This is a genomic window from Herbaspirillum sp. 1130 (assembly GCF_017833835.1).
In the GTDB taxonomy this organism is placed as follows: Bacteria; Pseudomonadota; Gammaproteobacteria; order Burkholderiales; family Burkholderiaceae_D; genus Herbaspirillum; species Herbaspirillum huttiense.
In genome coordinates, this window is the sequence record NZ_JAFICQ010000002.1 from 387,570 (window position 1) to 414,052 (window position 26,483).

A 26,483-nucleotide genomic window follows, 5' to 3' on the forward strand; every position below is an offset into this window, starting at 1 on the left:
ATGCGGAAAAGAGAAGGCCGGAGTCAGTTTGCTCCGGCCTTCCGTGTCTGTCACCGGGGAAAAATCTCAGCGTGGACCACCGCCTGGTCCGCCATCGCCCCAGCCTCCACGTGGTCCGCCGCCGCCCGGGCCGGGTCCGCAGAACCAGGGCGCGCAGACGCAGCCCCCCAGCGTGGTCAGCAGCAGCGCTGCAGCCAGCAGCGTCGTCAATCGTTTCATGGTCAACCTCATGCAAAGAAATGGAAAGAGATGCAGTGAGGCAGCATTGAACTACGTGAGTCTGCTAAGCGCAGTCAGGCAATTGCAACAAAGGATGTCATTTGCCAAGGGAGGGCGTTCGCTTCAGTCGAAGCCGCGTACGCGCTCCTTGTCCATGCGCGGCAATTCCCAGTGAAAGCGGATCGCCAGCAGGCGCACCGAAAAGCCCAGCAGCAGGGAGCTCAGGGTGGCGATGCGGCCATCGATCTGCCAGTGCAGGATCAGCACATACAGGCTGCCGGTCAGCAGCGACACGCTGGCATAGATCTCGCGTCGCAGGACCAGCGGAATCTCGTTGCACAGCACATCGCGCAGCAAGCCGCCGAAGACACCGGTGACCATGCCCAGCATCACCACGATGGCCGGGTGGAAGTTGTCGAAGCTGCGCGCGATATCGCAGCCAATGATGGTGAAAGCCACCAGCCCCAGTGCATCCACTACCAGGAAAGCGGACTTGAAATGATGCAGGGCGCGCGCCGCGACTGCTGCCACGATCGCCGCGCAGATGGTGAAGCCCAGATATTCGGGATGCGCCACCCAGCCCAGCGGATAGTGGCCGATCAGGATGTCGCGCACGGTCCCGCCACCCAGCGCCGCCACGGTGCCGATGAGGCAGATGCCGAAGATGTCCATGTCCTTGCGGATGCCCATGAGCGCGCCCGAGATGGCTTCGGCGCAGATGGCGATGAGGTAGATGGTATGCAGCAGCATGGCAGGGTCCGGGCTGGCGGTAGTCGCGAAGCCCGAATTATTGCATGGCGCGGTCCGGGCGCCATGCTGCGGCACCCAAGATCAGGCGGAGGTATCGATGATGTTGCCGATGGCCTTGACGCCCGAGGTCACGCTGTCGGCCACCGAATGCGCAGCCGAGGAAACCGCATCGACCGTGGTGTCGTAGGCGCTTTCAATCTCGTCACCGACTTCGGAGGCGACGTTCTTGATGGGCTGGATGATGGTGTTGTAGAAGCTGCTGTTGCCGGAGGAGACCGAAGACACGCTCATGTGAAACTCCCTTGTAGTGGTAGGCAGCCAGCATCCCCCTCTGATGAGGAAGATGCGGACAGGAGTTCATCATAGGCAAGCGCGGTGGCCGTGCAAAGATGCGGACACCCCCTTATCGGGTAAAGAAATGCAATGCCTTGTAAAGCGGTGTAGGCATGCCGCTTGCACGGCGTGCCAGCGGGCCTTACTGCGCCAGTGCCAGCGTGTTTTCCTTCTGGCGCGTGGCAGTGTTCGCGCTCGCAGAGGCCGGTGAGCGCGGGCCGCTGTAGCTGATCTTGAACACCGACATGGCCTGGCTCAGTTTGATCGACTGGTCGCGCAGGTTCTCGGCAGCGGCGGCAGCCTGTTCCACCAGGGCGGCATTCTGCTGGGTGGTTTCGTCGATGGCGTTGACGGCCTGATTCAATTGCTCGATGCCGCCGCTCTGCTCATTGCTGGCCACCGTGATCTCGGCCATCGTGACGGCCATGTTTTCCACCGCGCCCCCGAGGTCGCCCATGGCTTGCGCGGTTTCGCGGACCAGTTGGTTGCCGCTCTCGACTTTCGCGCGCGAGTCGTCGATGAGGCCTTTGATGTCCTTGGCGGCGGCCGCCGAGCGTTGCGCCAGCGTGCGCACTTCCGCGGCGACCACGGCAAAGCCGCGTCCCTGCTCGCCGGCACGCGCCGCTTCCACGGCGGCGTTGAGCGCCAGGATGTTGGTCTGGAAGGAGATGCCGTCGATCAGCCCGATGATGTCCACGATCTTGTGCGACGCCGCGTCGATCTCGTCCATGGTCTTGCCCATGCGCTGCACCGAGTGGCTGCCACGCTGCGCAATGGAGGAGGCCGATTGCGCCTGGCGATCGGCGTTGGCCGCCGAGTCGGCATTCTGGCGCACGGTGGCGGCGAACTGCTCGACGCTGGAGGCCGTTTCTTCCAGTGCCGAGGCCTGCGATTCGGTACGGCTTGAGAGATCCATGTTGCCGCTGGCGATCTCGCCGGTGGAGATGGTCATCGATTCCACGTTGCGGCGCACGTCGCCGATGATGGCGCGCAGGTTGACGTTGAGCTGCTGCAGGGCTTGCAGCAGCAAGCCCATGTCGCCGCGCGCATCGGTATCGATATGCAGGTCGAGATCGCCGCCGGCCAGGCCATGGACGGACTTGATGGCGCGCTGCAAGGGCGCCACGACGCTCGCATGCAGCACCGCCCACGAGCCCAGCAGCAGCGCAGCGCCACCAAGCGTGCCGAGCCACACCGCATAGGGGCTGCCTCCGGCCGTCTGCACGGCACTGCCCGCGACCGCACCGCCGAGGATGAACATGAGCGTGAGCACGCCCATCATCCAGCCCAGCCGCTTGGCCAACGGCAGATCACGCAGGCCCTGCAGCCAGCCGATGAAGCCGGTGCGCGCCACTGCGCCGCGACGGATGCGCAGGCCGCGTGCCTGCCCGCCGACGAAGGCACGATAGGCGCTGTCGGCCGCCTGCACCTGCTCCCGCGAAGGACGCGTGCGCACGGACATGTAGCCGACCGCGCGGCCGTTCTCGCGCACCGGCGTGACGTTGGCCTGGACCCAGTAGTAATCGCCATTCTTGCAGCGGTTCTTGACCAGCCCGTTCCAGGGCAGGCCTTCCTTGAGCGTGGCCCACATGTCGGCGAAGGCCTCGCGCGGCATCTCGGGATGGCGCACGATGTTCTGCGGGGCCCCGATCAGTTCGGCTTCGTCGAAACCGCTGATTTCCACGAAGTAAGGATTGACGTAGGTGATGTTGCCCTGCAGGTCGGTCTTGGAGACGATGGACTTGCCATCCTCCAGCAACCGCTCGGTGGTGGTGATCGGTAGATTCGTGCGCATGCTTGCCCCCGTTGCCCTGACCGTTGCTGACCTTGCGGGGTCACGGTCCTGCCGCTGTTGTAGAAAGCCGCCGTGCTTCGTCCCCAAGCGCGGCGACCCCGTTTTCATACCGGGCCGCGTGCGGCCTGGTGTGGAATTGCGTGTCGGTGTCATGGCGTTCCATGGCATTTCCGCGAAAGATGTGCGACGCCAGCCTGTATCCGGCTTGGGCGGCGCGACACGGAAACCATGATGACCAGAATCTAAACGCTGTACCGCGCTTTCAATCGGTCAAAAAGGCGGGACTTTCCATGGGTGAACCAGAAACGGGAGCAGCATTCCTGCCGGGCGGGGCAGGGGCAATGATGAACGGAAACTGTTTCCGCTCATCATCGTCATCGGCATTACGGTGGTCGCTTATTGGCGCGGCTGTACCTGAAACAGCACGCCTTGCGGCACCAGCTCTACCGAGAGCAATTGGTCGGCCACCACCTCGGTCATGCGCTGGCCGGGATTGTCCAGGGCGACCGTGGTGAGGCGGGTAATCAGGGGCAGCAGCTTGTCCTCGCTGCCGGAGATGAAACTGCGCGCGGCACTGGAGGCGCAGATCAGGAATTCGTCACGGGCACCGGGCACCTTGTTGGTCATCATCACGCCCACGTTGCGCAGCTCACCCTTCTTGTTGAGCGTGCCGATGAGCGTGGTCCGGGCCGGGCCGACCTGGGTGTCGAGCACGTATTCATATTTGCCCGGATGGAGGCGCGACGCGTCCAGCATGTAGAGGTGGGCCATGTGCTCGGGCTCTTCCACTTTCATGTCCCTGAGCACGTCAGCCAGCCGGTTGTTGAAGCGATCGGCAAATTGCTTGGGTGTGAGGCCCAGCGTGGTCTGGGCGGCTTCGTGGGCCGCCAGCTCCTGGTCGATGTGGCGGTCGCAGCCGGTCGCCAGCAGCGTGGTGGCCAGCAGGGTGCAGGACAGAAGACGCAGCGGAGATCGTAAAAGTGTCAGCATGTTCGTCAGAATGTCGTGTGTTGCGCTACATTGTGCATCATTCCTGTGGGATACAAGCTGTCGCAGATCAAGTGTGGAGGCCGGTTTGTGTGGGTTGGTGATAAAGTACCTTGCCGACAACAAGGCCAAGACGACAACATCCAGACCCACGCCAAGCCCATGACCGCTTCCCCCTCCGGCCAGCCCGCTGCTGCCCCCTCCGATCTGCACGAATTGCGCGAGATCATCCGTAGCTTTTCCAGCGAACGCGACTGGCTGCGTTTCCATACGCCCAAGAACCTGGCCATGGCCCTCTCGGTGGAGGTGGCCGAGCTGATGGAGCACTTCCAGTGGCTGCCGACGGGTGCCGATCATGAACTCGATGACGCCGCGCGCGAAGGCATCCGTCATGAGATGGCCGATGTGCTGGTCTATCTGATCCAGCTGGCCGACCATACCGGCGTCGACCTGCGCAGCGCCGTGCTGGAAAAAATGGAACTGAATCGTCGCAAGTATCCGGTTGAATTGGCCCGTGGCAATGCGCGCAAATACAACGCGCTGGCCGGGCCGGCTGCCGGTACCGACGCCGGCGATGATGCCTCCGGTGCCGGCTGAGGCTGGCGCTGTCCTTGCTTTCCTCCCTCTCATGTTCGCTGCCCGGAGCTCGCCTTGACCAATTGGAATGACGGTTACGTCGTCGACATCGCCTACACCTACGGCTATTACCCCGGCATGAATCCGGCCCGCCTGCCGCTGGCCTTCGCCTTCCACGGCCTGCAGGCACCGGCCATCCAGACCGCCTGCGAGCTGGGTTTCGGGCAGGGCCTGTCGACCAATTTTCACGCAGCGGCATCCACCACGCGCTGGTGGGGCAATGATTTCAATCCCTTGCAGGCGGCCTTCGCCCAGGAACTGGCGGCGGCCAGTGGCAGTGGCGCGCAGCTGGAGGATTCCAGCTTTTCGCATTTCTGCCGCCGCGACGATCTGCCGGATTTCGATTTCATCGCCCTGCATGGCATCTGGAGCTGGGTCTCCGAGGACAACCGCGAGATCATTCTCGACTTCATCGACCGCAAGCTCAAGCCGGGCGGCGTGCTCTATCTGAGCTACAACACCCAGCCGGGCTGGTCGGCCTTCATGCCGCTGCGCGACCTGCTGGTGCAGCACACGCAACTGGCCGGCAACGAGGAACGCGGCCTGCCCACGGCCGCTCGCATCGAGGCCGCGCTGGCCTTTGCCACACGGCTCTTCGAGACCGACCCGGTCTATGCCCAGGCCAACCCCTTCATGCGCGACCGCTTCAAAATGCTGCAGCAGCAGTCGCGCAGCTACCTCGCGCACGAATATTTCAATCGCGACTGGCACGCCGAGCCCTTCGCCGAGATCCATCGCCGCTTCTCGCAAGCCGGTCTGCAGTTCGCCTGCCCGGCGCACTACATCGATCACCTCGACATGGCCAACCTGACCCCGGCGCAGCGCCAGTGCCTGGCCGAGATCGACGACCCGGTGCTGTACCAGAGCACGCGCGATTTCATGGTCAACCAGACCTTCCGCCGCGATTACTGGGTGCGCGGCGGGCAGGTGCTGGATGAGCGCCAGCGCGTGCAGGCGCTGGCGCTGCAAAGCGTGGTGCTGCTGACCGAGCCGGACAAGGTGCCGCTGACGATTCAGAACGTGGCCGCCGAGATCACCCTCAACCGGCTCATCTACGAACCGATCCTGCAGGCGCTCTCGGACTACCAGCCGCACACGCTGGTGGACCTGGCGGCCTCGCTGGCGCATCGCAACCTGAACCTGTCGCAGGTGATCGATTCGGCGCTGATGCTGATCGGCACCGGCCACGCGGCCCCGCTGCCTCCCGAGCTGGATGCCGCGACCCAGGCCCAGATCGCGCGCCGCACGGCCGACCTCAATGCCTATCTCCTGCAGCGCGCAGCGCTGGTGCTGCCGGAGAGCCAGGAGGGCGACATCGCTCATCTGGTCAGCCCGCTGACCGGAGGCGGGGTGAAGGTGGAGCGGGTCGAGCAGTTGTTCCTGCTGGCGCGCGATGTCTGCGGCGACGATGTCGAAGCCTGGCCCGCCCAGGCCTGGCAGCACATCGCTGCGCAGGGCAAGCGGCTGGTGCGCGATGGCGTGCGGCTGGAAGCCGAGGACGAGAACCTGGCTGAACTGGCGACGCAGGCGCGGCTCTTCGCGCGTACCAGGCTGCCCTTGCTGCGGGCGCTGCAGGTGGCGTGATGCGCGTGCCGATGCCATGGATGAGCTTGCCGCCGCGTTTGTCGTGAATTCCTCACACCCGGCCTGACGTCCTCATGACAGCGCCCTGACAAGCACGCCTATCCTGCGTGCAGGGCGGCAATCGCGTTGCATCGCAGCGAACTAGCCTGTACGATTTCGCGTGGCCATATTGCCGCCCATCACTGCCGTGCCTGCCGCGCCTGTCCTGCCGGTGCCGAACCTCTCTTTTAGGAAAGTCGGTTTTCAGCTTATGTCCCTGTCCCGTCAACTCCAAACACGCCTGACCCTGTCCGGCACCGCCGCTGCGCTGCTCACCGCCATCGTGCTGACCGCCATGGCCATGAATGGCAGCACGCAGGGCCTGGCGGTCGCTGCCGTGGTCCTGGTGCTGGTGTCGGCCCTGCTGTCCTGGGTGCTGGCGCGGCAACTGCTGCAACCGCTGTCCGGTCTGGAGGCCGGCATGCAGCAGCTGCAGGAAGAGCACAAGCAACTGGTGGAGCAACGCGATGATGCCCGCACCCACCTGGAAGAAATGGAAAAGACCCTGGCCCGCGTCGGCCTGGAAGATGCGCTGACCGGCCTGGCCAACCGCCGCCAGTTCGAGCGCGGCCTGCTGGAAGAATTCAACCGCGCGGCGCGCACCAACCTGTCGCTGGCCATCATCATGATCGACATCGATCTCTTCGATGAATACAACGCCAGCTATGGCCGCATGGCCGGCGACAAGGTCTTGCGCCGGGTCGGCAGCGCCATCCGCGATACCAACGTGCGTCCGGAAGATCTGCTCTCGCGTTTCGGTACCCAGGAGATTGCCGTGCTGTTGCCGGGTTCGCGCCTGGACGGCGCACTGATCGTGGCCGAACGCATCCGCAAGTCGATCGAACAGCTCAACATCGAGCACAGCGCCAGCCCGACCGGCCGCGTGACCATCAGCATCGGCATCGCCGCCGTGGCCCCGCAGCGTCAGGTCGACGAACCCGATACCGTGCTGCGCGAATCGGAAAAGGCGCTGGCCCTGGCAAAGGCAGCGGGGCGCGATTGCATCCGCACCACCGACGATTTCCGCAAGGCTTGAGCTGCATAGCGCTAGCCGCTACCCGCTGCCCCAATGAAAAATGCGGCCCGTGGTGTCCCACCGGGCCGCATTTTTCATGGTTCTTCGACGCTCCGCGTTCAGGGCTGCTCGGGCCCCGGCACCAGGAACTTGGACTTGGCGCAATACATCTTGGCGTTGGTATCGTTGTAGACGATCTTGCTGCCGGCCTGCGACTGCCTCATCGGATAGGCTGAATCATCTTCGGGAGTGAAGCGGATGCCCAGTGCGCCCTTGATGGCATCGGTCAGCTTGACCGGCGTGGTGTTGAAATACGCGCCGATGAAGTCGGCCTGGCTGCTGCTGTCATTGACCAGGAAATCGGTGGCCTGCATGCCCCACAGCGTGACATTGGTGGCCTTGAACCAGTAGGCTCCGCCCTCGGTCTTGTAGGGCGGGCCGAAGGCGGCCACCAGGTAATCGAAGAAATACTTGCTGTTGAGCTGGTTGAGGCACAGCAAGGCATTGCCGACCTCAATGCCGAAGCTGGGTTGTGGCGCGGCCTGCGCCGCCGGTGCGCCGGCCACGGCACCGGCCAGCGTCAGCACCAGCGCGCACAGGCGCGGGCGCAGGCAGGTGCGCAGGCGAGATACGATCTTCAAACGAACTCCCGGAAATTGCCGTCTTGGCATGTTGTCGGTACGGCACGCAGGGCGGGCCGGGGAGTCGATTGTAGGGGGGATTTGAGATTTTTTCCAAACAGCAGGATATTTTTGTTGTCGGCAGGAATCACCTAGCGCTTGCCGCGCAACACCCGGTCGCCGCGGGCCGAGCGTCCTTCCTGCGGTGCTTCGCTGGCGGCCAGGTGGCCCAGGCCATCGAGGAAAGAGGCGATGCCGGTGCCCTTGACCAGCACGCAGGGCTTGCCCAGCTTCTTGCAGGTGCTTTTGACCAGGTGGTAGGCGTTGTGGCTGATGTTGCCGGAGGCGCAGATGACGATGTCGGCGGCGGCCAGCATGGGCGTGAGCCGGTGCAGGTTGTCCTCGCGTCCGCCATCGTGATGCAGGAAGCGCCCGGCGCGGGTTTCGATCTCGGCCCGGTAGTGATTGCGGGCACCGGTCAGGCCGCCGACGCAGAGCACACAGCGGTCACCGAGGGACAAGGCGATGGGGCCGGCCGTGGAGGCCGAAGCGGAAGCAGAGGCAGCAGCACGCATGAAGGGACTCGCAGGAAGTGAGTGACGGTCCCAGCCTAACCCCGGTGCCCCGGCTTGCGAACGAATCAATTTGCAGCAGCATATGCGCTTTGCGTTGGCGCAGCGCCACGCCCGGTCAGGCAGCGGGCGGCGGGGCGGCAGGCGCCGGTGGTGTTGCCGGAGCCGCCGCGGAGGATTGCTGTGCGCGCACCTGGCGCTGCATGGCCCGCACGAAGTCCGGCAGGCGGCGGCCATTGCGGTCAGGATAATGGCCTTGTTCGCTCATCTGCCGGACGCGGTCCAGGCGGAAGGAGCGGAAATCGTCACGCGTTTCGCACCAGGCGGCCAAGAGCCAGGTGCCGCCGAAGAAGGCCAGCGCCAGCGGCCACACCACCCGCTGGCTGCTGCGTTGCTGGGCATCGGTGTAATGCAGCAGCAGTTTGTGACGGCTGTTGATGGCCTGGCGGATGGCTTCCAGCCGCTCGCCCTGGCCGCAGTCGTCCTGCATGGCCGGCGCAAAGAGCGGCGTGGCCTCGACGAAATCGCGTTTTTCCTTGGGCAGGGCCAGCACCACCTTGGCCAGTGCCGAGGCCGCCGAGGCGCCCAGCTGCGGGCCGCCCCAGGCTTGCACCATCCGCATGCCGATCACCAGCGCATCGATTTCATCGGCGTTGAACATCAGCGGCGGCAGGTCATAGCCAGGCTTGATGCGGTAGCCGACCCCGGCTTCGCCATCCACCGGCACGCCCGACAGCGAAAGATCGCGGATGTCGCGATAGACCGTGCGTTCCGACACCGACAGCCATTGCGCCAGCTGGCGCGCCGTGGTGAGACGGCGTCCGCGCAGGTACTGGGTGATCTGGAACAGGCGGTCGGCTCGACGCATGACAGGCAGAGGAAAAAATGATGCGCGCCATTCTGGCACGCATGCTCCCGGCCCGCCACGAACTTCGATGCTGCTGTGCAAGATGCGGGCATGGCGCTGGCCTGGCGAGCCGATCCGGTCCGTTCAATGCATCGCGTGCAAGGCCAGGCGATTGCCTTCGCTGTCGATGAACTGGGCGATGTAGCCGATATCGTTGGGCAGCTGGAAGCGCTCCATGGTCACTTCACCGCCGGCCGCCTTGACGCGGTCGAGCACGGCCTGGATCGAGGGGCCGGCATCGAGGTAGATCAGCGTGCCCTGGCGGGTCGGCTCCAGCCAGCCGGGGCCGGTCAGGCAGCCGATGGACTGGCCGTCATCGCGCACGAAGATGGCCATCGGGCCTTCCTCGGACAGCTGCTCCTGGCGCAGCCTGGTGGCAAAGACGGCTTCGTAGAAGCGGGTGGCGCGCTGCAGGTCCTTGGTGGCGATCTCGAACCAGTTGACTTGGGTTTGCATGATGTTCTTCCTTTTCTTGGGAGGGGAGCGTTGTCTATGCCGGCTGGCATGGAACGCATCATGCGCGAGGGCTACTGACACCGTCCTGTCAGTAGCCCTCGCGCCCGCGGGAAGAAACGGTCAGCAATCAGCGCGTCGCCGCCGCTGGTACGCCCTCCTGCTGCGGGTGCTCGCCGCTTTGTTCACTTTCCTTGCGAGCCGCATAGCGCCGCGCCAGTACCGCGCACAGCATCAGCTGCATCTGGTGGAACAGCATGATCGGCAGCAGCACCACCGCTGCCCCGCTGCCGGCAAACAGCACTGAAGCGATGGGGATGCCCGAGGCCAGCGACTTCTTGGAGCCGCAGAAGACCAGTACGATTTCATCGCCGCGCGGCATCTTCAGGGCGCGGGCGCCATAGGTGGTCGCCAGCAGCACGGTCCCCAGCAGCACCGCATTGACCAGCACCAGCAAGGCCAGCTGCCCCGGCGGGAACAGGTGCCACACACCCTGCGCCACGGCCACGCTGAAGGCGGCATAGACCGACAGCAGGATGCCGCCGCGATCGACGACATTGACGATGACCTTGTGGCGATTGATCCAGTCACCGATCCAGGGACGCATCAGGTTGCCCAGCACGAAGGGCAGCAGCAGTTGCAGCAGGATGCTCAGCACCTGCGACATGCCGTTGGCTTCGTGATGACGATGCAGCAGCAAGGTCACCAGCAGCGGCGTGATGACGATGCCCAGCAGGTTCGATGCAGTGGCACCGCAGATCGCCGCCGGCACGTTGCCGCGCGCGATGGAGGTAAAGCCGATCGAGGATTGCACGGTGGAGGAGAGCGTACAGACGAACAGTACGCCCATCCACAGTTGCGGCGTCAGCAGATCCGGCACGATGCTCTTCAAGGCCAGGCCCAGCAGGGGAAACAGCAGGAAGGTCGAGGCCAGCGTCAGCAGGTGCAGGCGCGGCTCCTTCAGTCCGGACAGCGCCGCCTCGCGCGAGAGCTTGGCGCCATGCAGGAAGAACAGCAGCGAGATGGCCGCATTGCTGGCGATGTGCATGAAGTGCTCGAAGCTGCCGGTGGCCGGGAAGAAGGTGGCCAGCAGCACGGTGCCGATGAGCAACTGGGTGAAGCGGTCGGGGAGAAAGCGGTTCATGGCGCGCTCGCGGAAAAAATGAAGGGACGATTCGGGTTTGCCCTCATGATAGGAAAGCGCACGGCCATCGGGAACCCCTCTGATCACGTTGACTGTCATCGGAAACTCCGATGATAATGGCCGCATGCTCAATCCGCTCTGGCTCCAGACCTTCGCTACTGCCGCGACCTCGTCCAGCTTCACCGAGGCCGGGCGCCAGCTCGGGCTGACGCAATCGACGGTGAGCGACCACATCCGCCGCCTGGAAGAGAGCCTGGGCCGCCGCCTCTTCGTGCGCGATACGCATTCGCTGGCACTGACCGCTGATGGCGAAAGCCTGCTGGTCCATGCGCGCCTGATCCTGCAGGCGCATGCCCGCGCCGAAGCGCAGTTCAGCGCCCCGCGCCTGCGTGGCCGGGTGCGCTTCGGCACCTCCGACGACCTCGCCATGGGCCCGCTGCCGGACATGCTGGCGGCCTTTCGCAGCCAGCATCCGGAAGTCGAACTGGAAATCACCATCGGCCTCACCAGCGAGCTCTATGCCTCGCTGGACCAAGGCAAGCTGGACTTGCTGGTCGGCAAGCGGCGGGCCGGCGAATCGCGCGGGCACAGCATGTTCTCCACGCCCATGCAGTGGCTCACGCGGCCCGATACCTTGGTTGACCTCACCGAACCCTTGCCGCTGATCCTGCTGCCCGAGCCCAGCATCACGCGTGCGGCCACCTTGCAGGCACTGGGCAAGTCAGGCCATCACTGGCGCATCGTCTGCACCAGCGGCAGTCATGCGGGCTGCATGGCGGCGGCACGCGGCGGGCTGGGGCTGGCGGCGTTGCCGCAGCATCTGGCCTCGCGTGACCTGGTGGTGCCGCTGAATCATGCGGCGCTGCCGCGCCTGCCGGATGTGGAATATGTGGCGCTCACCGCGCGGCGCTTGTCGCGGCCGGCGGATACGCTGTACCAGATCCTGATGGCCAGCCGCTTGAGCCGGGGCTGAACAGCACAGCGGGAGCGGTTTTCAGGCCGCCTCGACGATCAGCGCCGGAGCATTCAGTGAACGGATGCGGCGATCCACGAAATAACCACCGGCTTCCATGTAGCGCAGGTAGTGGCGTGCGCATTGCGTGCAACGCGCGATATTGCAGCGGTTGTACGGATACCAGGCCGGCGCGATGGGAGCCTCGGGCGAGGCGTAGCGCGTGCCCTGCGGATGGTATTCGGTGAAGGTCGGTTCGTCGTAGGGATCGGCAATGAGCGTGGCCACGTCCACCAGTTGCGTTTCCGGCAGCGACAGCGGCAGGCTGATCCAGCCGCTGCTGTCGGCCGCGCGGCAATTGCAATCGATAGTGATGGCCGCACTGTCGGCTGCCAGGGCGCGCAGTTGCGCCAGGTCCGGATGGGGGAGCAGATCTTGCATGAGCGGGAGCTATCAGTGCGTGAGCGCGGAACGGCCTGTGGATAACCGAAGTGCAAATGCTATAAACGATTTATCCACAGGCTGGCGGAAAACAAGAAAAACCTTGGAAAACTACTTTTTCGGGTTGTAGCGGATATCGCCTTCGAACAGCTGTGCGGTGCCGCCACCCAGGTCGGATTGCACCGGCCACACTTCGTGCCCGATGCGCAATTCCGTACCTTCGTAGACCGCCTTGGCGACGATGATGCGTGCGTCCTCGGCAGCGACCATGCCTTCCTTCATCTGGCTCACTTCTTCCAGCAGCACCTTGACCTCGTAGGCCAGCGCCTTGCGCTTGTCGCTGGTTTCATGCAGCAGTTCGGGGGTGGCCTTTTCGGGATTGAGCTTGTAGTAGCTCTGCTGCTTGATGGTGCGATCGAGCTCGGCCACCTTGCGGGTGTATTCCTGTTCCTTGATGGCGATCTTCTCTTCCAGATACGGATCGAGGCCGACCTGGACGCGCGTATGCGTGGTGGTGGACGCACCGATCACGTTGGCGCGGATGATGTTGGTCGCTTCCACGCGGCCGCCGATGATGTGGCCGGTACGCGGATTGCCCTTGCCGACCGTGATCTCGTTGCCGGCCAGCAGCTCGCAGTGACGGGCGTTGCCGAGTACCAGGATGTCGTCGGCAGCTTCGATGTGGGCGCTCTCGGCAAACATCACCTGCACCGATTTCTGTGAACTGATGCGCGAGGCAATGGCGGTGGTGCCGGCCTGGGCGGTGACGCCTTCGCTGTGGCCGATCACGCCGCCCTTGACCGTGACGCTGCCGCCGGCCACGATCTCGGCCGCTTCAACGGTGCCGTTGATGACCACGTCGCCGCCCACATTCATCTTCATGCCGGTAAGCACGTCACCGGAGACGCGCACCGTGCCTTCGAAGCTCAGGTTGCCGGTGGAGAGGTCGACGTTTTCCACATCCAGCACCGGGTTGACCTTCACGCCATTCTTGATGACCGTGGGCTGGCCCGGCACGATGGCCACCAGCAGGTCGGGGTCTTCCTCGCTCGGTTCGGCACCGATGCATTCCTTGGCGAAGGGAACGTCGGCAATCGGCCGTGCCGGCACCTTGCCGCCGCGGATGTCGATGCCATCCTGGCCCGGTACCGGTGGCGTGCGGCGCATCAGCGGATCACCGACCTTGACCAGCAGGATGTGGCCCATGTCGGCATAGGAGACCACGGCATCTTCGTCGATGTCGGCCAGCTCTTCTTCCTTCTCTTCCAGCAGGCTCTCGAAACGGGCCGGCTCGGCAGGCGTGGGCATGAGGCCTTGCGCCACCACCAGCTTGTTGCAGAAGCCGGCCGAGAGCGCCCCGCGCAGCTGCTCGTGCAGGATGCCGTAAGTGATGCCGGCGGCGCGGATGGCGTTGACCACTTCCACGCTCTTGGCGCGGCCACCGTAGGGCGGCACCAGGGTCAGCGAGGCCATCATCAGGTCATCGGACACATCCAGCGAGAATTCGCCATCGCGCCGTTCGGCGATGACCTGGGTGACGGGTTCCTTGGCATCCTCGGCCTTGCGCACGAAGCCATTGAGGACCGAATCCTGGAAAAACAGTTTGGTCAGCCCATGATCGGTCATGGCCTGTTTCAGGAAGGCCAGCGTCAGCGGCGGGAATCCCTGTATGGGTTGCCAGGTGGCGCTCAGTTCGCCGCTGGCCCTGTCGAACGCAAACGACAGCGGTTGCGGAGTTGCTTGGTTCATGCTGTTCCTCGATGTAAGGCTGCACCGGGTCTGTCTCGGATCGCTCGCGTGTCATGGCGCCAGCCAGGTACGCGGGGATGTCTTGTCGTGCGATGGAGGTGCGGGCCGTGATCCGGCGCGTTGCTGACCGCACCGGCAAAAAAGCGGCGGCAGTCCCCCTGACGCAATACGGATGACATTGTAATGTGGCAAGATGATCCAGTAATTTGTTCGATAGCACAAGTTTTGCCAATTTTGGCTCTAGATTAGGCTCTTATCGTTGGTTTTATGTTAAGTACCCAAATAGAAGACTTCAAGGGGGACGATCCTCGCGATGAGGCATTGAGTGCGGCCCGTTATCGCGCTGGCCGCACCAGTACGCTGGTGAGCATCGTGGTCAACATCGCGCTGGTGATGCTGCAGGTCACGGCCGGCGTGTTCTCAGGATCGCAGGCCCTGATTGCGGACGGCATTCATTCGCTGTCCGATCTCATTTCCGATTTCGTGGTGCTGCTGGCGGGCCATCACAGCCGCAAGCAGGCTGACGACGATCACCAATATGGTCACCAGCGTTACGAAACGGCGGCCTCGCTGGCGCTGGGTGCATTGCTGCTGGCGGTGGGCCTGGGCATGCTGGTGTCGGCGGCCCAGAAGATCCAGCACTATGGCGAGACGCCGCCGGTCCATGTGGCGGCCTTGTGGGTGGCGCTGGCGGCCTTGCTGGCCAAGGAACTGCTGTTCCGCTACATGCTGCGCATCGCCGAGCGCGTGCGTTCCAGCATGCTGGTGGCCAATGCCTGGCATGCGCGTTCGGATGCGGCTTCCTCTTTGGTGGTGGCGCTGGGCATCGTCGGCAGCCTGGCGGGCTTCACCTTGCTGGATCCGGTGGCCGCGGCGGTGGTGGGCTTGATGGTGGTGCGCACCGGCTGGGGATTTTTCTGGAGCGCGCTGCATGACCTGATGGACCGCGCCGTGTCCGCTGAAGAAGGCGAGGCCATCCGCGCTACCATCCTCGCCACGCCCGGAGTGCAGGGGGTGCATGACTTGCGCACGCGGCGCATGGGCGATCTCACGCTGGTGGACGTGCATCTGGAAATCGATGGCACGCTCACCGTCACCGAAGGCCATGCCATTGCCATCGACGCGCGGCGCCGGGTGCTGGAAGCGCATCCTGTGCTGGATGTGATGACGCATGTGGATCCGGTGGAACAATCATGAACGGGGTACCGCTGCATCTGTTTCGTTTCGCTTGAACCGATCCATGAATTTCTCATGCATCAGGTTGCCTGATATGACACCTGGCAAATGGGGGCTACCCAAAACGTTCATTTCTGGCGACCTTCAACTACCTTGAATTGGCTATCTGCCAAGAAATACCATCGCAAATTCTCTTCTTTCGAGAATTTCCATGGGTTCAAGAAAATTACCTTACTTCCAGCTCGATGCTTACTCTCGCGGTTCCGGTGGAAATATTTTGCGCTTTCGTCGCACTGAGCGCGGATGTGTTCCCCTTGATTCCCCTTCGGGCGTGAGTCTGGACCGCCTGCCTCCTGGTCGCGAAAAGAAATCTTCGGTGCCTTCCTCTCGAGAGGGGCAGCAAAAGAAACAACAGGCCCCAATGACGAAAGGCCAAGAAAAAGAGCTGGCTGACCGCAGCCGGAAGAAATCTTCCGAAGTATTGCCTGAAGCGGTATCAGGCCGAGAAGACTCTATCGAGACCTGTGATAAGCCCCCCGTGTTTGATCTTCAGGATGTCCCCATCGCGATGGAGAACATACGATGGCCCGTCGCAGCTGCATTGGCACGAAGCTGGTTTGGTCGGGAGCGACATGTCTATGACGATGACAGTTCTTCGATACAACCCATCGACGATACGACCGTCACCCTGGATTGGGTCTTGGGATTTGGAAAGGTCAGGCAGCGGTATGAAGAGTTGCTTTCCACGGGGATTTACAGCGAAAACAGTTTGCTGGTACTTCGCAAGAAAATCAGCCGTTATCTAAGGGAGGCATTTGCAGAAAAGAGCATGAGCGCAATGAGCTTCAACACAGGCGATCAAACCAAGGACTTGAGACAGTTTGCCAACGACTGGCAATTCCAGTTCGTCGCGGTGTCGACCTCCGATACGGCAAATGGAAATGCCATGTCGGATTTGACTGGTGCTTTGGCCAACTTCAATATCTATGCTGCTGTGGGTAATTTCACAGTGACCGGCGAGCGGTACCATCGATATGACAACAAAGGAAGAACCAAGACGTTTTGTATGGATCCCATCGTGGAGATCACCCACGTCTTCGTCTATGTCAAAGATAACTATTCATTCAATGACGCTGATGGCAAGGTCAAGTCACAGTATCTCGGCCACTGGAATAAAACCGGCGTCATCGTTACCGTGGGTGGCATGTTCAGTGATCGGGTCGATGGGAGATATCTGGCGCAAGTGATTCCACCTACGTGGAATCTTCATGTGGACGTACAAACAGATTTAGGGAGTGCCAAACAAGATCGCAGCGGTTTGCACACTCCCTATCTCACCGATAAAGGAATCGAAATGCTGGTTGATACCCGGCAAGGGTGGATACGCAGGCAGCGCGCGAAAGACATCTATTTTCCCGTGTTCAACCGAACGTATAACGAATGGCGAGAACGGCACGAGCAAGGTGGCGATTTCATGGTGTATTCAAAACCGAAGTATCTGAAGCTGAAACAAGCTATTCGATTCAAGCTGGAGACGCTATGTTGCGCCCCGGAACCTATGTGAGGCGTTTGCTGCTAGGTACCCTTTGCACGGTACTCTTCGTGGTTGCTGTGCCACCGGCGATCCTGATTTTGCTTTTCATCGTCCCACCGCTGTTCGGTGTCAGGACTCCCGTCCTGATGTGGCACCTCAGCGAGGATGCAAGCTGGAATCTCATGGCGATCAGTCAAGCGGGTGCATTGATCATTGCGCTCTTAGGCTTCCTGGCGTGGATCGCAAGGGAAACGTCCGTCGTGGCATCACCCTCTCTGCGACGTGGATATCGGACCGCGACCGTTGCGTATGCTCTGTTGCTTTCGTATGGGCTGATCGTCTCTGCTACCAGTTTGTTCGGCCCGCAATATGGCCGCTGCGAGTTCTACAATTCTCCCACTACGCTCAATGCAGGCCGCAAGGACTTCAACGGCGTTACTTATGAGATCCGGATATGCGGTTCCAATCCGCGCCCCCAGGATGGTGACAATGACCAGCTCGAACTCAGCGTGCTGGACGAGCACGGGGAAACACTGGCGCGGCGGCATTATTCGGTTAATTGGCAAGCCGGTATTTCATTCCATGAGCCCTTGCAATTCGACGATGAGGAGATCATTGCGCCCAATGCGTTTGGGCCGGATATCCGCATCCCGATCCCGCCTTCACGCTTCGATTGGATTCGTGCGCGCATTCCTTTGCTGGACTGAACCATTCACGATCTGGTACGCGTGCTTGTGCGAGTCGCGTCGTACATTTCATCAAAATGTCCATGTGGCAATACATTGTGTAGCGTACGCCGCAGCATTCTGACGAACCCGGCACGACAACTTGTCTAGCTCGGCCGTCTTCGTTTAAAATCCGGGCTTCTCTTTGGGGAGTAGCCAGCTTCCGGGTCATCCGGAAGAGCCCGTGTCAACATTCTCGGCAGCATCGCTGCCGTGGCGCGGGTAGCCATCCAGGTAGGCGAGACCATAGACGTATCCTGCGGCCAGGCTGGGCGCGCAGGCGCGTCCATGGACTTTTCGCCCGGCCAAGGAATCCCCGCTCATGAATTTCCCCGCTCTCCTTCTCCTCGCGCTGGCGATGTCCACGGACGCCTTTGCGGCCGCCATCGGCAAGGGCGCCGCCATGCAGAAGCCTCGCTTCCTGCAGGCATTGCGCATCGGCCTGCTGTTCGGCGTGATCGAAGCCATCACTCCGCTGATCGGCTGGTTCGCCGGTTCTGTCGCCACCAAGTGGGTCTCGGAATGGGATCACTGGATCGCCTTCGTGCTGCTGCTGGTGCTGGGTGCGCGCATGATCCGCGAAGGCTTGAGCGACGATGATGAGGAAGAAGAGGCCAGTGCTACCCCGCAGAAGCAATCCGTGGTCATGCTGGCCCTCACTGCGGTGGCCACCAGCATCGACGCCATGGCCGTGGGCGTGGGCCTGGCCTTCATCGACGTCAACATCCTCGAAGCCGCGCTGTTGATCGGCCTGGCCACCACCACCATGGTCACCATCGGCGTGATGGTCGGCCGCGTGCTGGGCCACCTGATCGGCAAGCGTGCCGAGATCATCGGTGGCGTGGTGTTGATTGGCGTGGGTGCGGCGATCCTCTATGAACACCTGAGCCGCGCGGGCGGCTGATATCAGGCTGGTGCCGCCGGACGCAGCCTGGCTGCGCGTTCGGCACAGTAGTCGGCGGCCATCAGGCGGAAGGCCGTGACCGCCGGATTGTCCTGGTCCGCACGCCAGGCCATGCTCATCTCGGCACGCGGCACTTCGCCTGCCAGCGGACGGAATTCCACCCGGTCGTAATGGAAGCGCTGGGCCGAGGCCGGCAGGATGCCTACGCCCAGCCCGGCACGCACCAGCGACAGGATGGTGTGGCTCTGGTCGATGTATTGCGTGAAATCCGGTTTGACGTCCGCCGCACCCAGCATGGCCATGATGCGTTCGTAGAAATATTTTCCATGCGTGGGCGAATGCATGATGAAGGGCTGGCCATCGAGCTGGGCCGTGGCGATGCGCTCATGCGCGGCCAGCGCGTGGCCTTGCGGCATGGCCAGCACCAGTGGCTCGTCATCCACCAGTTGCAACTCCAGCGGCTGGCGTGATGAGACCGGCCGCAGGAAGCCGATGTCGATGGTGTTGGCGGTGAAGGCTTCCAATTGCGACACCGAAATCAGTTCGAACAGCACCACGTCGATCTCGGGCAGGCTCTTGCGCGCCTGCATCAGCAGCTCAGGAATCAGCTCATAGCCGGCCGCACCAGTAAAGCCGACCCGCACCCGCCCGGTCTTGCCCTGGCTGGCGCGGCGCACCGTGCTCTCGGCCTGTTCCGACAATTGCAGCAGGCGTGAAGCATCGGCCAGGAACACCCGGCCTTCGGTGGTCAGGCGCACGGTGCGTCCGACCCGTTCAAACAATTGCACGCCCAGCCTGTGTTCCAGCAGATGGATCTGCCGCGACAGGGGCGGCTGGGTCATGTTCAGCAGCGCCGCTGCACGACGGAAATTGAGTTCGGTCGCAGCGACCACGAAACAACGGACTTGAGCCAGATCGAGCATGGGGATTCGCCGGTAAGGGGAGCGTGCATTATAGGCAGTTACGCTCCCGGCCACGGCCATGATCCTGTTCAGGTGGTGAGGCTGCCCTCCGGCCGCTGTCCGGCCAGACCTTGCGCCAGGCTGGCCAGCACCATCTCGCCCATGGCCGTACGCGATTCCACGGTGGCGCTGGCGCGATGGGCTTGCAGAACCACCTGGTCCATTTGCAACAAGGCCGCCGGTACGTTGGGTTCATCCACGAACACATCCAGACCCGCACCGGCGATCACGCCGCGCTGCAGGGCATCCACCAGATCCTCTTCAACCACCAGCTTGCCGCGCGCGATGTTGATGAGGACGCCTTCGCGTCCGAGCGCATCGAGCACGGCGGCGTTGATGATGCCTTGCGCCTTGTCGGCGGCGGCCGCCAGGACCAGCACATCGCTCTCGCGCGCCAGTTGCAGCAGCTCGGCCTGGAAGGTGTAGGGAAGGTCCTCCATGGCGCGCAGGTCGGTATAGGCGATCGGGCAGCCGAAGGCCGCTGCGCGCTGGGCGATGGCGCGGCCCACCTTGCCCATGCCGACGATGCCCACGCGCTTGCCGCTCAGGCGGCGCGACAGTGGAATGGCCGTCGGCGAAGGATGGCGCACCCAGTCACCGCGCTGCACGAAGGCATGGCCCGGACAGATCTGCCGGCTCACCGCCAGCATCAGCCCCAAGGCCAGGTCAGCCACATCTTCGGTCAGTGCGCCGAAGGTGCCGGTCACCGGCAGGCCCTTGCTGCGCGCATGGTTGAGGTCCACCGCATCGGTCCCGACACCATTGACCGCCACCACCTTCAACGCCGGCAGGCGATCCATGAGCGCATTGCTGATGCCGGTGTGGCCGCCGGTGATGACGCCTTCGATCACCGCACCATGGCGCTCGATGTAGGCCTCCTTGTCGTCCTGCTCGAACAGGCGGTGCATGTGATAGAGGCTTTCCAGCTTGTCGTTGATGGCCGGGACCAGGATGGGATTGAGCTGCAGCACGTGGCGTTTCATGGGGGGACTCCTTCTCGTTCGGTGGCAATGCCGGCGGATGATGCGGGCATTCGGGCAGGGCGTCCAATCCGAAAAGGCTATCAATTGATTCACGAAATGGTGACTGATTCGGTATCAGTATCGATTCAATCCGCACATCACCTGATAGCCAGAAAAGATTGGACGCCATGCAGGGCCGCCGCCATGATTCCCAGCGTCGGCCACCGAGACACGCAGGGGCCGCAAAGAATGCCGGGCGTCAACAGATCCCTCAAGGGACACACAACAAAGCCCGCCACCCGCACAGGAGACAAGCATGAACCTGGGATCACCCCGGACCGGCCGCACGCTGCCGTCCTGAGCGCGGCAGTGCCACGCCATTGCCGCCATCCATAACGATAAACACGAGACACGCCCAAGGAGTCCGACGATGAATCACGTCGACGCCGCCGACCCGGTCGGCCGCCGCAGTTCCGCCGCATCCGCCTCATCCGCAGCCCCGGCCGCCAGCGCGTCCGCACCGCTGGCCCAGCAGAAACCGACCCGCTATCGCTGGGTGGTGATGGGCCTGATCTTCATGATCTGGGCCATCGCCTGCGCCGATCGCGCCAATTTCGGCATCGCCCTGCCGTACATGAAGAAGGAATACGGCATCTCCAATACCGAAGCCGGGCTGATCGTGAGCCTGTTTTCGTTTGCCTACGGCATCGTGCAGATTCCGGTCGGGCTGATGTACAAGCGCCTGAGCGAAAAGACCACCGGCATTCTGTTTTCGGTCTTCATGCTGCTGACCTCGCTCTTCACCGGCCTCATGGGCACGACCTCCTCGGTGCTGCTGTTGCAGCTCTACCGCGTCGGCCTGGGTTTGTCGGAAGGTCCGCTGGGCATCGGCTGTACCAACGTCATCAACCGCTGGTTCCCGCCCGAGGAAAAGGGCACTGCCACCGGGCTCTGGATTGCCGCCTCCAAGCTCGGCCCGCTGATCGTGCCGACGGTCTGCATCATCGTCATCCAGCTCTGGGGCTGGCGCGAAATCTTTTACGTATTTGCGGTGCCGGGCATTTTCCTGGCGATTCTGTGGTTCTTTCTGGTGACCAATTCGCCGGCCGAGAATCGCTTCTGCAATGAGGCCGAACGCCGCTACATCACGCAGGACCTGTCGGCCGGTCCGGCCAGCAGCGGCGCACGCCCGGCCCAAGGCGCGCAAGTGACACCGATGCCCTGGCTGGACGGCATCAACCGCACCCGCCGCGTGCCGCGTCTGGAAACGCTGCGCCAGGTCTTCACCTCCTGGAACGTGATCGGCGTGGCCATCGGCTATGGCTGCATGATCGGCATCAGCAACATCTTCATGTCATGGATCCCGACCTACCTTGTGACGGTCAAGGGGTTTGCCTCGGTGAAGATGGGTTTCCTGGCCTCGGCTCCCTTCATCGGTGCGGTGGCCGGCAACATGCTGGGCGGGATCATCTCGGATCGCCTGCTCGGTGGCCGCCGCAAGCCCATGATGCTGCTGGGTGCGCTGGGCACGGCCGTGATGACGCTGATGCTGGTGGAAGCGCCGGACAGCGTGCTGTATCTCGGGGCCATGCTGATGCTGTCGGGCCTGATGCTGGGCATCGGCTTTGCCGGGTATTCCGCCTATCCGATGGGGCTGGCGACCAAGTCCACCTATCCGACCGCGTTCGGCATCGTCAATTCGCTGGGGCAGATCGGTGGGGCTTGCGCCCCCCTGGCGGTGGGCATGCTGCTGGATCGCTATGACTGGACCAGTGTCTTCCTCTACATGGTCGGCACCTCGCTGCTGTGCCTGGTGCTGCTGCTGAGCGTGGTAGAACCGATTACCGTGAGGAAGGCCGAAGAGGAAGCCTGAGTCTCATCTGAGCCGTGAAAGCGCTGAGGGCCCGCCATGGTGCGGGCCTTTTGCTTGCCTGAAGAGGCTATCCATGTTGTTTTGGAATAATATCCAACGGATATTAATAGGCATCGAATTATATATTGGACAAACACTCTCCCCGAAGGCACTCTTGTGCTCCCTTTTTCCCTAAGCAGCCCTGAGGAGACACCCATCATGCCGACCTACCGTTCCTATACCACCACCCAAGGCCGCAACATGGCCGGCGCGCGTGCGCTGTGGCGTGCCACCGGCATGAAGGATGGCGATTTCAGCAAGCCCATCATTGCGGTCGTGAACTCCTTCACCCAGTTCGTGCCCGGCCACGTGCACCTGAAGGACCTGGGCCAGCTGGTCGCGCGCGAGATCGAGGCGGCCGGCGGCGTGGCCAAGGAATTCAACACCATCGCCGTGGATGACGGCATCGCCATGGGCCACGACGGCATGCTGTATTCGCTGCCCTCGCGCGACCTGATCGCCGACTCGGTGGAATACATGGTCAACGCCCACTGTGCCGACGCCATGGTCTGCATCTCCAACTGCGACAAGATCACCCCGGGCATGCTGATGGCCGCCATGCGCCTGAACATCCCCGTGGTCTTCGTCTCCGGCGGGCCGATGGAAGCCGGCAAGGTCATCAAGACCGTCAACACCGACAAGAAGGTCATCAAGCTCGACCTGGTCGACGCCATGATCCAGGCCGGTGACAAGAATATCTCCGACGCCGACGTGGCCGAAGTGGAACGTTCGGCCTGTCCGACCTGCGGTTCCTGCTCAGGCATGTTCACCGCCAACTCGATGAACTGCCTGACCGAAGTGCTGGGCCTGTCGCTGCCGGGCAATGGCACCGTTCTCGCGACCCACGCCGACCGCAAGGAACTGTTCCTGCGCGCCGGCCGCCTGATCGTCGAACTGGCCAAGCGCCACTACGAACAGGACGACTACAGCATCCTGCCGCGCAACATCTGCACCAAGGAAACCTGGGAAAACGCCATGGCCCTGGACGTCTCCATGGGCGGCTCCACCAACACCGTGCTGCACCTGCTGGCCGCAGCCCACGAAGCCAAGGTGGAATTCACCATGGCCGACATCGACCGCATCTCGCGCAAGGTCCCCTGCCTGTGCAAGGTCGCGCCGATGACCAACAAGTACCACATCGAAGACGTGCACCGTGCCGGCGGCATCATCGCCATCCTGGGTGAGCTGGCCCGTGCCGGCCTGCTGGACACCTCGCGTCCGACCGTGCACAGCAAGACCCTGGGCGAAGCCATCGAGAAATTCGACATCCGCGTCACCAGCGATCCGGCCGTGCACAAGCTGTTCCGTGCCGCCCCCGGTGGCGTGCCCACGCAGACGGCCTTCTCGCAGGAAGAGCGTTTTGAAGACAGCGACCTGGACCGCGCCAACGGCTGCATCCGCGATCGCGAACACGCTTACTCGCAAGACGGCGGCCTGGCGGTCCTGTACGGCAACATCGCCGAGAAGGGTTGCATCGTCAAGACCGCTGGCGTGGATGAAAGCATCCTGAAGTTCTCCGGCACCGCACGCGTCTTCGAGAGCCAGGACGCGGCCGTCGAAGGCATCCTGGGCGACAAGGTCAAGGCCGGTGATGTGGTCATCGTGCGCTATGAAGGCCCCAAGGGCGGCCCCGGCATGCAGGAAATGCTGTACCCGACTTCGTACATCAAGTCCAAGGGTCTGGGCAAGGCCTGCGCGCTGTTCACCGATGGCCGCTTCTCCGGCGGTTCCTCGGGCCTGGTGATCGGCCACGCGTCGCCGGAAGCGGCCGAAGGCGGTGCCATCGGCCTGGTGGAAGAGGGCGACATGATCGATATCGACATCCCCAACCGCACCATCAACCTGCGCATCTCCGGTGAAGAACTGGCCAAGCGCCGTAGCGAGATGGACGCCCGTGGCGATGCCGCGTGGCAGCCGGGCAACCGCCAGCGCGTGGTCTCGCAGGCACTGCAGGCTTATGCGGCGCTGACCACGTCGGCTGATCGAGGTGCCGTGCGTGATTTGTCGCAGTTGAAGCGTTGATACGTGCGACCTCACTGACCGCGACGAAACGACGCTGCAAAAGCAAAACCGTCCGGTGCGAGCCGGGCGGTTTTTTTTCTCCTGCGCATTGAGGTTGCGCGGGCTTACGCCTTGATCGCCGGCCGCATATGCGTAGACGCAAACGCCAGCCCTTCTTCGAAGGACGACAGCACCATGTCCACCTGTTCTTTCACGGTCGTGGCCTCTACCTCTTCATTGAAGAATGAGGGGCGGATGGTGACCAGCAGCGCATGCGGCAGGTTCTCGCGCAGGTCATGCACCACCGCCATCCACGCCTCCAGCTTCTCGCGCACCGGATAGACCAGGAATACGATGGATACCAGTTCCGCCTTGCTGGTATCTGGCTGTTCTTCCTCCGGCTGGTCCAGCGTGATGCTGCGGGCATCGATGCCGGTCACGCGCAGTGCATGCACCAGCAGTTCGGAGAGCAGGTCATCGCGCTCCCCGCGCAAGCCGCCGCACAGCACCACCGAACCCTGCGGTACATCCAGCGACCCCTGCCAGCGGCCCAGCCGCGCCTGACGCAGTTCGCGCAGGTGCGCGCCCACGCCGCTGTTGAGCAGCGGCACTTCGCGCCGGCGACGCAGGCTGCGTGGCGCCCCCGGGCTCTGCGTGAGCACTTCGGTGAGTTGCGACACCGAATGCAGCAGCCGTTCTTGCTGCGCACCCTCGATGCGGCCATGGCGCAGGTCCAATGCCGCCAAGGCCAGGCCCGGCAGCAGGATCTGGTCGCAATACTTGGCGAAGCTCTGCTTCTGAAGATGGCCGCGTGCATCACGGATGATGGCCTCGGATTCACCGGCCAGGGCGCGCTGGTAGAAGCGCTCCGCGTGAGTCATGTCGGGCGCTTCGCCCAGCAGGATGGTGATCGGTTCGAGTGCGGCCACGTGGCGTCCGGCCACCACCAGGCACAGCGTCAACGGGGTGGAAAGCAGCAAGCCGATGGGGCCCCACAGCGTGCCCCAGAACAGCGCCGAGACGATCACCGCCAGCGGAGAGAGACCGGAGCTGTGACCATACACGCGCGGCTCGATGAAGTTGGCCACGATCACTTCCAGCCCCACGTAGAAGGCCAGGAAGGACAGCGCCAGCCACCAGCCCGGATCAATGGCGGCGATGAAGACCGAAATCATCAGTCCGGACGCCAGCGCGCCCAGGTAAGGAACGAAACGCAGCACCCCGGCCAGCGCCCCCCACAGCACCGCATGCGGCACGCCGCCGGCGGCCAGCACCGCGCCCATGATGAGTCCGAACACCAGGTTGACCACGAACTGCGAAAAGAAGAAACGCGACACGCCCTCGGCGGCATCGCCCAGCGCCTGCATGGTGCGGCTCATCTCGGTCAGCCCGGCCAGGCGGATCAGGCGTTCGCGCAGGGACTCCTGTTCCAGCAGGATGAATACCAGCAGCACCAGCACGATGCCGGCCTGGCCGATCGGCCCCCAGGCCAGCGCAAACAGCCGCCGCAAGGCACCGCGCACCGACATGCGGGTATCGGCTTCGGGCGTGGCCGCCGCTGCAGCGGCGGCGGCTGCGGTCCGGCTGTTTTTCTTGCCGCTGCGCGCGCTCTCCGGAACCGGCTGCGGGATTACCGCGCTCAGTTCGGCTTCCAGCCTGGCGAAGGGGCGCTCGGCCATGGCGCGCACGCTTTCCACCTTGTCCTGGATACCTTCGCGATATTGCGGCAGGTCGCTGGTCACGCTCACCAGCTGGAAGGTCAGCACCACCGCCAGTGCCACCAGGCAGCCACCGACCAGCAGCACCGAGACCATGGCCGCCGCCGCCCGGTTCAGGCCCAGGGCATCGAGTTTCCTCACCAGCGGCAGGATGATCAGGCTGGCGATGCCGGCTACGGCCAGCGGAGCCAGGATGTCGCGGCCGAAGTAGAGCATGCCCAGCACCACAGCAGCCCCCAGCAGGGTAGTGGAGCTCAGGCGCGAGAAGGCGGAAGTCTTGAGGTTTTGCATGGCGTGGATGTGGGCAGGAAGGCAGGCCGGTCAGGAATGCAGCGCGAGTATAGCCGTTGCCCTTGCGGTGCGCGCATGGCGGCTTGACGTTTTCTGCACCAT

The 26,483-nt window shown here is 63.2% G+C and carries 25 protein-coding genes and 1 riboswitch; of the genes, 10 read left to right on the forward strand and 15 right to left on the reverse strand.

From position 1 onward, the window contains the following. Positions 1-66: 66 nt before the first annotated feature. The 5 genes from JOD78_RS10540 to JOD78_RS10560 all read right to left on the reverse strand — a co-directional run bounded on the left by JOD78_RS10540 (position 67) and on the right by JOD78_RS10560 (position 4,087). A complete protein-coding gene (locus JOD78_RS10540) occupies positions 67-219 on the reverse strand; it encodes a hypothetical protein (protein WP_166675556.1) in 153 nt (50 codons plus the stop codon). A 123-nt stretch (positions 220-342) separates the two neighbouring features. Then, on the reverse strand, positions 343-969 hold the full coding sequence (locus JOD78_RS10545) for a trimeric intracellular cation channel family protein (RefSeq protein WP_034331895.1): 627 nt from the start codon (positions 967-969) through the stop codon (positions 343-345). A gap of 81 nt (positions 970-1,050) precedes the next feature. Beyond that, on the reverse strand, positions 1,051-1,260 hold the full coding sequence (locus tag JOD78_RS10550; RefSeq protein ID WP_034331894.1) for a hypothetical protein: 210 nt from the start codon (positions 1,258-1,260) through the stop codon (positions 1,051-1,053). A gap of 184 nt (positions 1,261-1,444) precedes the next feature. Beyond that, a complete protein-coding gene (locus JOD78_RS10555) occupies positions 1,445-3,097 on the reverse strand; it encodes a PAS domain-containing methyl-accepting chemotaxis protein (protein ID WP_121042826.1) in 1,653 nt (550 codons plus the stop codon). 396 nt (positions 3,098-3,493) lie between these two features. Next, entirely contained in the window at positions 3,494-4,087 is a 594-nt protein-coding gene (locus JOD78_RS10560; RefSeq protein ID WP_134135580.1) for an attG domain containing protein, read from the reverse strand. A 159-nt stretch (positions 4,088-4,246) separates the two neighbouring features. On the opposite strand from JOD78_RS10560, the gene JOD78_RS10565 reads away from it, so the two are divergent. The 3 genes from JOD78_RS10565 (at position 4,247) to JOD78_RS10575 (ending at position 7,379) form a co-directional block, all read left to right on the forward strand. Then, a complete protein-coding gene (locus JOD78_RS10565) occupies positions 4,247-4,681 on the forward strand; it encodes a nucleotide pyrophosphohydrolase (protein ID WP_121042830.1) in 435 nt (144 codons plus the stop codon). Between the two features lie 54 nt (positions 4,682-4,735). Beyond that, positions 4,736-6,304, forward strand: coding sequence for a methyltransferase regulatory domain-containing protein (locus JOD78_RS10570; protein WP_209568112.1), 1,569 nt, complete (start codon positions 4,736-4,738; stop codon positions 6,302-6,304). 250 nt (positions 6,305-6,554) lie between these two features. Then, entirely contained in the window at positions 6,555-7,379 is an 825-nt protein-coding gene (locus JOD78_RS10575; RefSeq protein WP_121042834.1) for a diguanylate cyclase, read from the forward strand. A gap of 98 nt (positions 7,380-7,477) precedes the next feature. Here the strand turns inward: JOD78_RS10575 and JOD78_RS10580 are convergent, their stop codons facing one another. From JOD78_RS10580 to JOD78_RS10600, 5 genes are all read right to left on the reverse strand, one after another. Beyond that, the gene (locus JOD78_RS10580) at positions 7,478-7,999 is read right to left on the reverse strand and encodes a hypothetical protein (RefSeq protein WP_034331888.1); all 522 of its coding nucleotides are present in this window, start codon (positions 7,997-7,999) and stop codon (positions 7,478-7,480) included. A 131-nt stretch (positions 8,000-8,130) separates the two neighbouring features. After that, the gene (locus JOD78_RS10585) at positions 8,131-8,553 is read right to left on the reverse strand and encodes a DUF2325 domain-containing protein (RefSeq protein WP_034331887.1); all 423 of its coding nucleotides are present in this window, start codon (positions 8,551-8,553) and stop codon (positions 8,131-8,133) included. A gap of 115 nt (positions 8,554-8,668) precedes the next feature. Further along, positions 8,669-9,418: a YafY family protein gene (locus JOD78_RS10590; protein ID WP_166675034.1), complete on the reverse strand. Its 750-nt coding sequence runs from the start codon at positions 9,416-9,418 to the stop codon at positions 8,669-8,671. Positions 9,419-9,541: 123 nt separating this feature from the next. Further along, positions 9,542-9,913: a VOC family protein gene (locus tag JOD78_RS10595; protein ID WP_121042838.1), complete on the reverse strand. Its 372-nt coding sequence runs from the start codon at positions 9,911-9,913 to the stop codon at positions 9,542-9,544. Positions 9,914-10,040: 127 nt separating this feature from the next. After that, positions 10,041-11,054 carry a bile acid:sodium symporter family protein gene (locus tag JOD78_RS10600; protein ID WP_209568110.1) on the reverse strand — a complete coding sequence of 338 codons (1,014 nt, stop codon included), beginning with the start codon at positions 11,052-11,054 and terminating at the stop codon, positions 10,041-10,043. Between the two features lie 124 nt (positions 11,055-11,178). Here JOD78_RS10600 and JOD78_RS10605 point away from each other — a divergent pair, with 124 nt between their 5' ends. After that, on the forward strand, positions 11,179-12,027 hold the full coding sequence (locus JOD78_RS10605; protein WP_034331884.1) for a LysR family transcriptional regulator: 849 nt from the start codon (positions 11,179-11,181) through the stop codon (positions 12,025-12,027). A gap of 21 nt (positions 12,028-12,048) precedes the next feature. Here JOD78_RS10605 and JOD78_RS10610 read toward each other — a convergent pair whose 3' ends face one another. Next, positions 12,049-12,447, reverse strand: coding sequence for a hypothetical protein (locus JOD78_RS10610; protein ID WP_121042840.1), 399 nt, complete (start codon positions 12,445-12,447; stop codon positions 12,049-12,051). A gap of 111 nt (positions 12,448-12,558) precedes the next feature. Continuing rightward, positions 12,559-14,196 carry a FapA family protein gene (locus tag JOD78_RS10615; RefSeq protein WP_121042842.1) on the reverse strand — a complete coding sequence of 546 codons (1,638 nt, stop codon included), beginning with the start codon at positions 14,194-14,196 and terminating at the stop codon, positions 12,559-12,561. A gap of 267 nt (positions 14,197-14,463) precedes the next feature. Between JOD78_RS10615 and JOD78_RS10620 the strand changes: the two genes are divergently transcribed. From JOD78_RS10620 to mntP, 4 genes are all read left to right on the forward strand, one after another. Next, positions 14,464-15,393, forward strand: a complete 930-nt coding sequence (locus JOD78_RS10620; RefSeq protein WP_209568108.1) for a cation diffusion facilitator family transporter — start codon at positions 14,464-14,466, stop codon at positions 15,391-15,393. 190 nt (positions 15,394-15,583) lie between these two features. Next, positions 15,584-16,936, forward strand: a complete 1,353-nt coding sequence (locus JOD78_RS10625; protein WP_134040273.1) for a DUF6402 family protein — start codon at positions 15,584-15,586, stop codon at positions 16,934-16,936. After that, entirely contained in the window at positions 16,912-17,613 is a 702-nt protein-coding gene (locus JOD78_RS10630; RefSeq protein WP_121042848.1) for a hypothetical protein, read from the forward strand. Before JOD78_RS10625 ends, JOD78_RS10630 begins: the two co-directional genes overlap by 25 nt. A gap of 151 nt (positions 17,614-17,764) precedes the next feature. Further along, positions 17,765-17,945: riboswitch (yybP-ykoY riboswitch) on the forward strand. An 8-nt stretch (positions 17,946-17,953) separates the two neighbouring features. Beyond that, positions 17,954-18,535: a manganese efflux pump MntP gene (gene mntP, locus JOD78_RS10640; protein ID WP_121042850.1), complete on the forward strand. Its 582-nt coding sequence runs from the start codon at positions 17,954-17,956 to the stop codon at positions 18,533-18,535. A 2-nt stretch (positions 18,536-18,537) separates the two neighbouring features. On the opposite strand, the gene JOD78_RS10645 is transcribed toward mntP, so the two are convergent. Both JOD78_RS10645 and JOD78_RS10650 read right to left on the reverse strand, forming a co-directional pair. Then, positions 18,538-19,458, reverse strand: coding sequence for a LysR family transcriptional regulator (locus tag JOD78_RS10645; protein ID WP_121042852.1), 921 nt, complete (start codon positions 19,456-19,458; stop codon positions 18,538-18,540). 68 nt (positions 19,459-19,526) lie between these two features. After that, complete coding sequence (locus JOD78_RS10650) at positions 19,527-20,480, reverse strand: 2-hydroxyacid dehydrogenase (RefSeq protein ID WP_121042854.1); 954 nt, start codon at positions 20,478-20,480, stop codon at positions 19,527-19,529. 409 nt (positions 20,481-20,889) lie between these two features. On the opposite strand from JOD78_RS10650, the gene JOD78_RS10655 reads away from it, so the two are divergent. Continuing rightward, positions 20,890-22,332, forward strand: coding sequence for an MFS transporter (locus JOD78_RS10655; RefSeq protein WP_209568106.1), 1,443 nt, complete (start codon positions 20,890-20,892; stop codon positions 22,330-22,332). A 198-nt stretch (positions 22,333-22,530) separates the two neighbouring features. Then, positions 22,531-24,393 carry a dihydroxy-acid dehydratase gene (ilvD, locus tag JOD78_RS10660; RefSeq protein ID WP_121042856.1) on the forward strand — a complete coding sequence of 621 codons (1,863 nt, stop codon included), beginning with the start codon at positions 22,531-22,533 and terminating at the stop codon, positions 24,391-24,393. 104 nt (positions 24,394-24,497) lie between these two features. Here ilvD and JOD78_RS10665 read toward each other — a convergent pair whose 3' ends face one another. Next, positions 24,498-26,381, reverse strand: coding sequence for an AI-2E family transporter (locus tag JOD78_RS10665; RefSeq protein WP_121042858.1), 1,884 nt, complete (start codon positions 26,379-26,381; stop codon positions 24,498-24,500). Between the last annotated feature and the right edge of the window lie 102 nt (positions 26,382-26,483).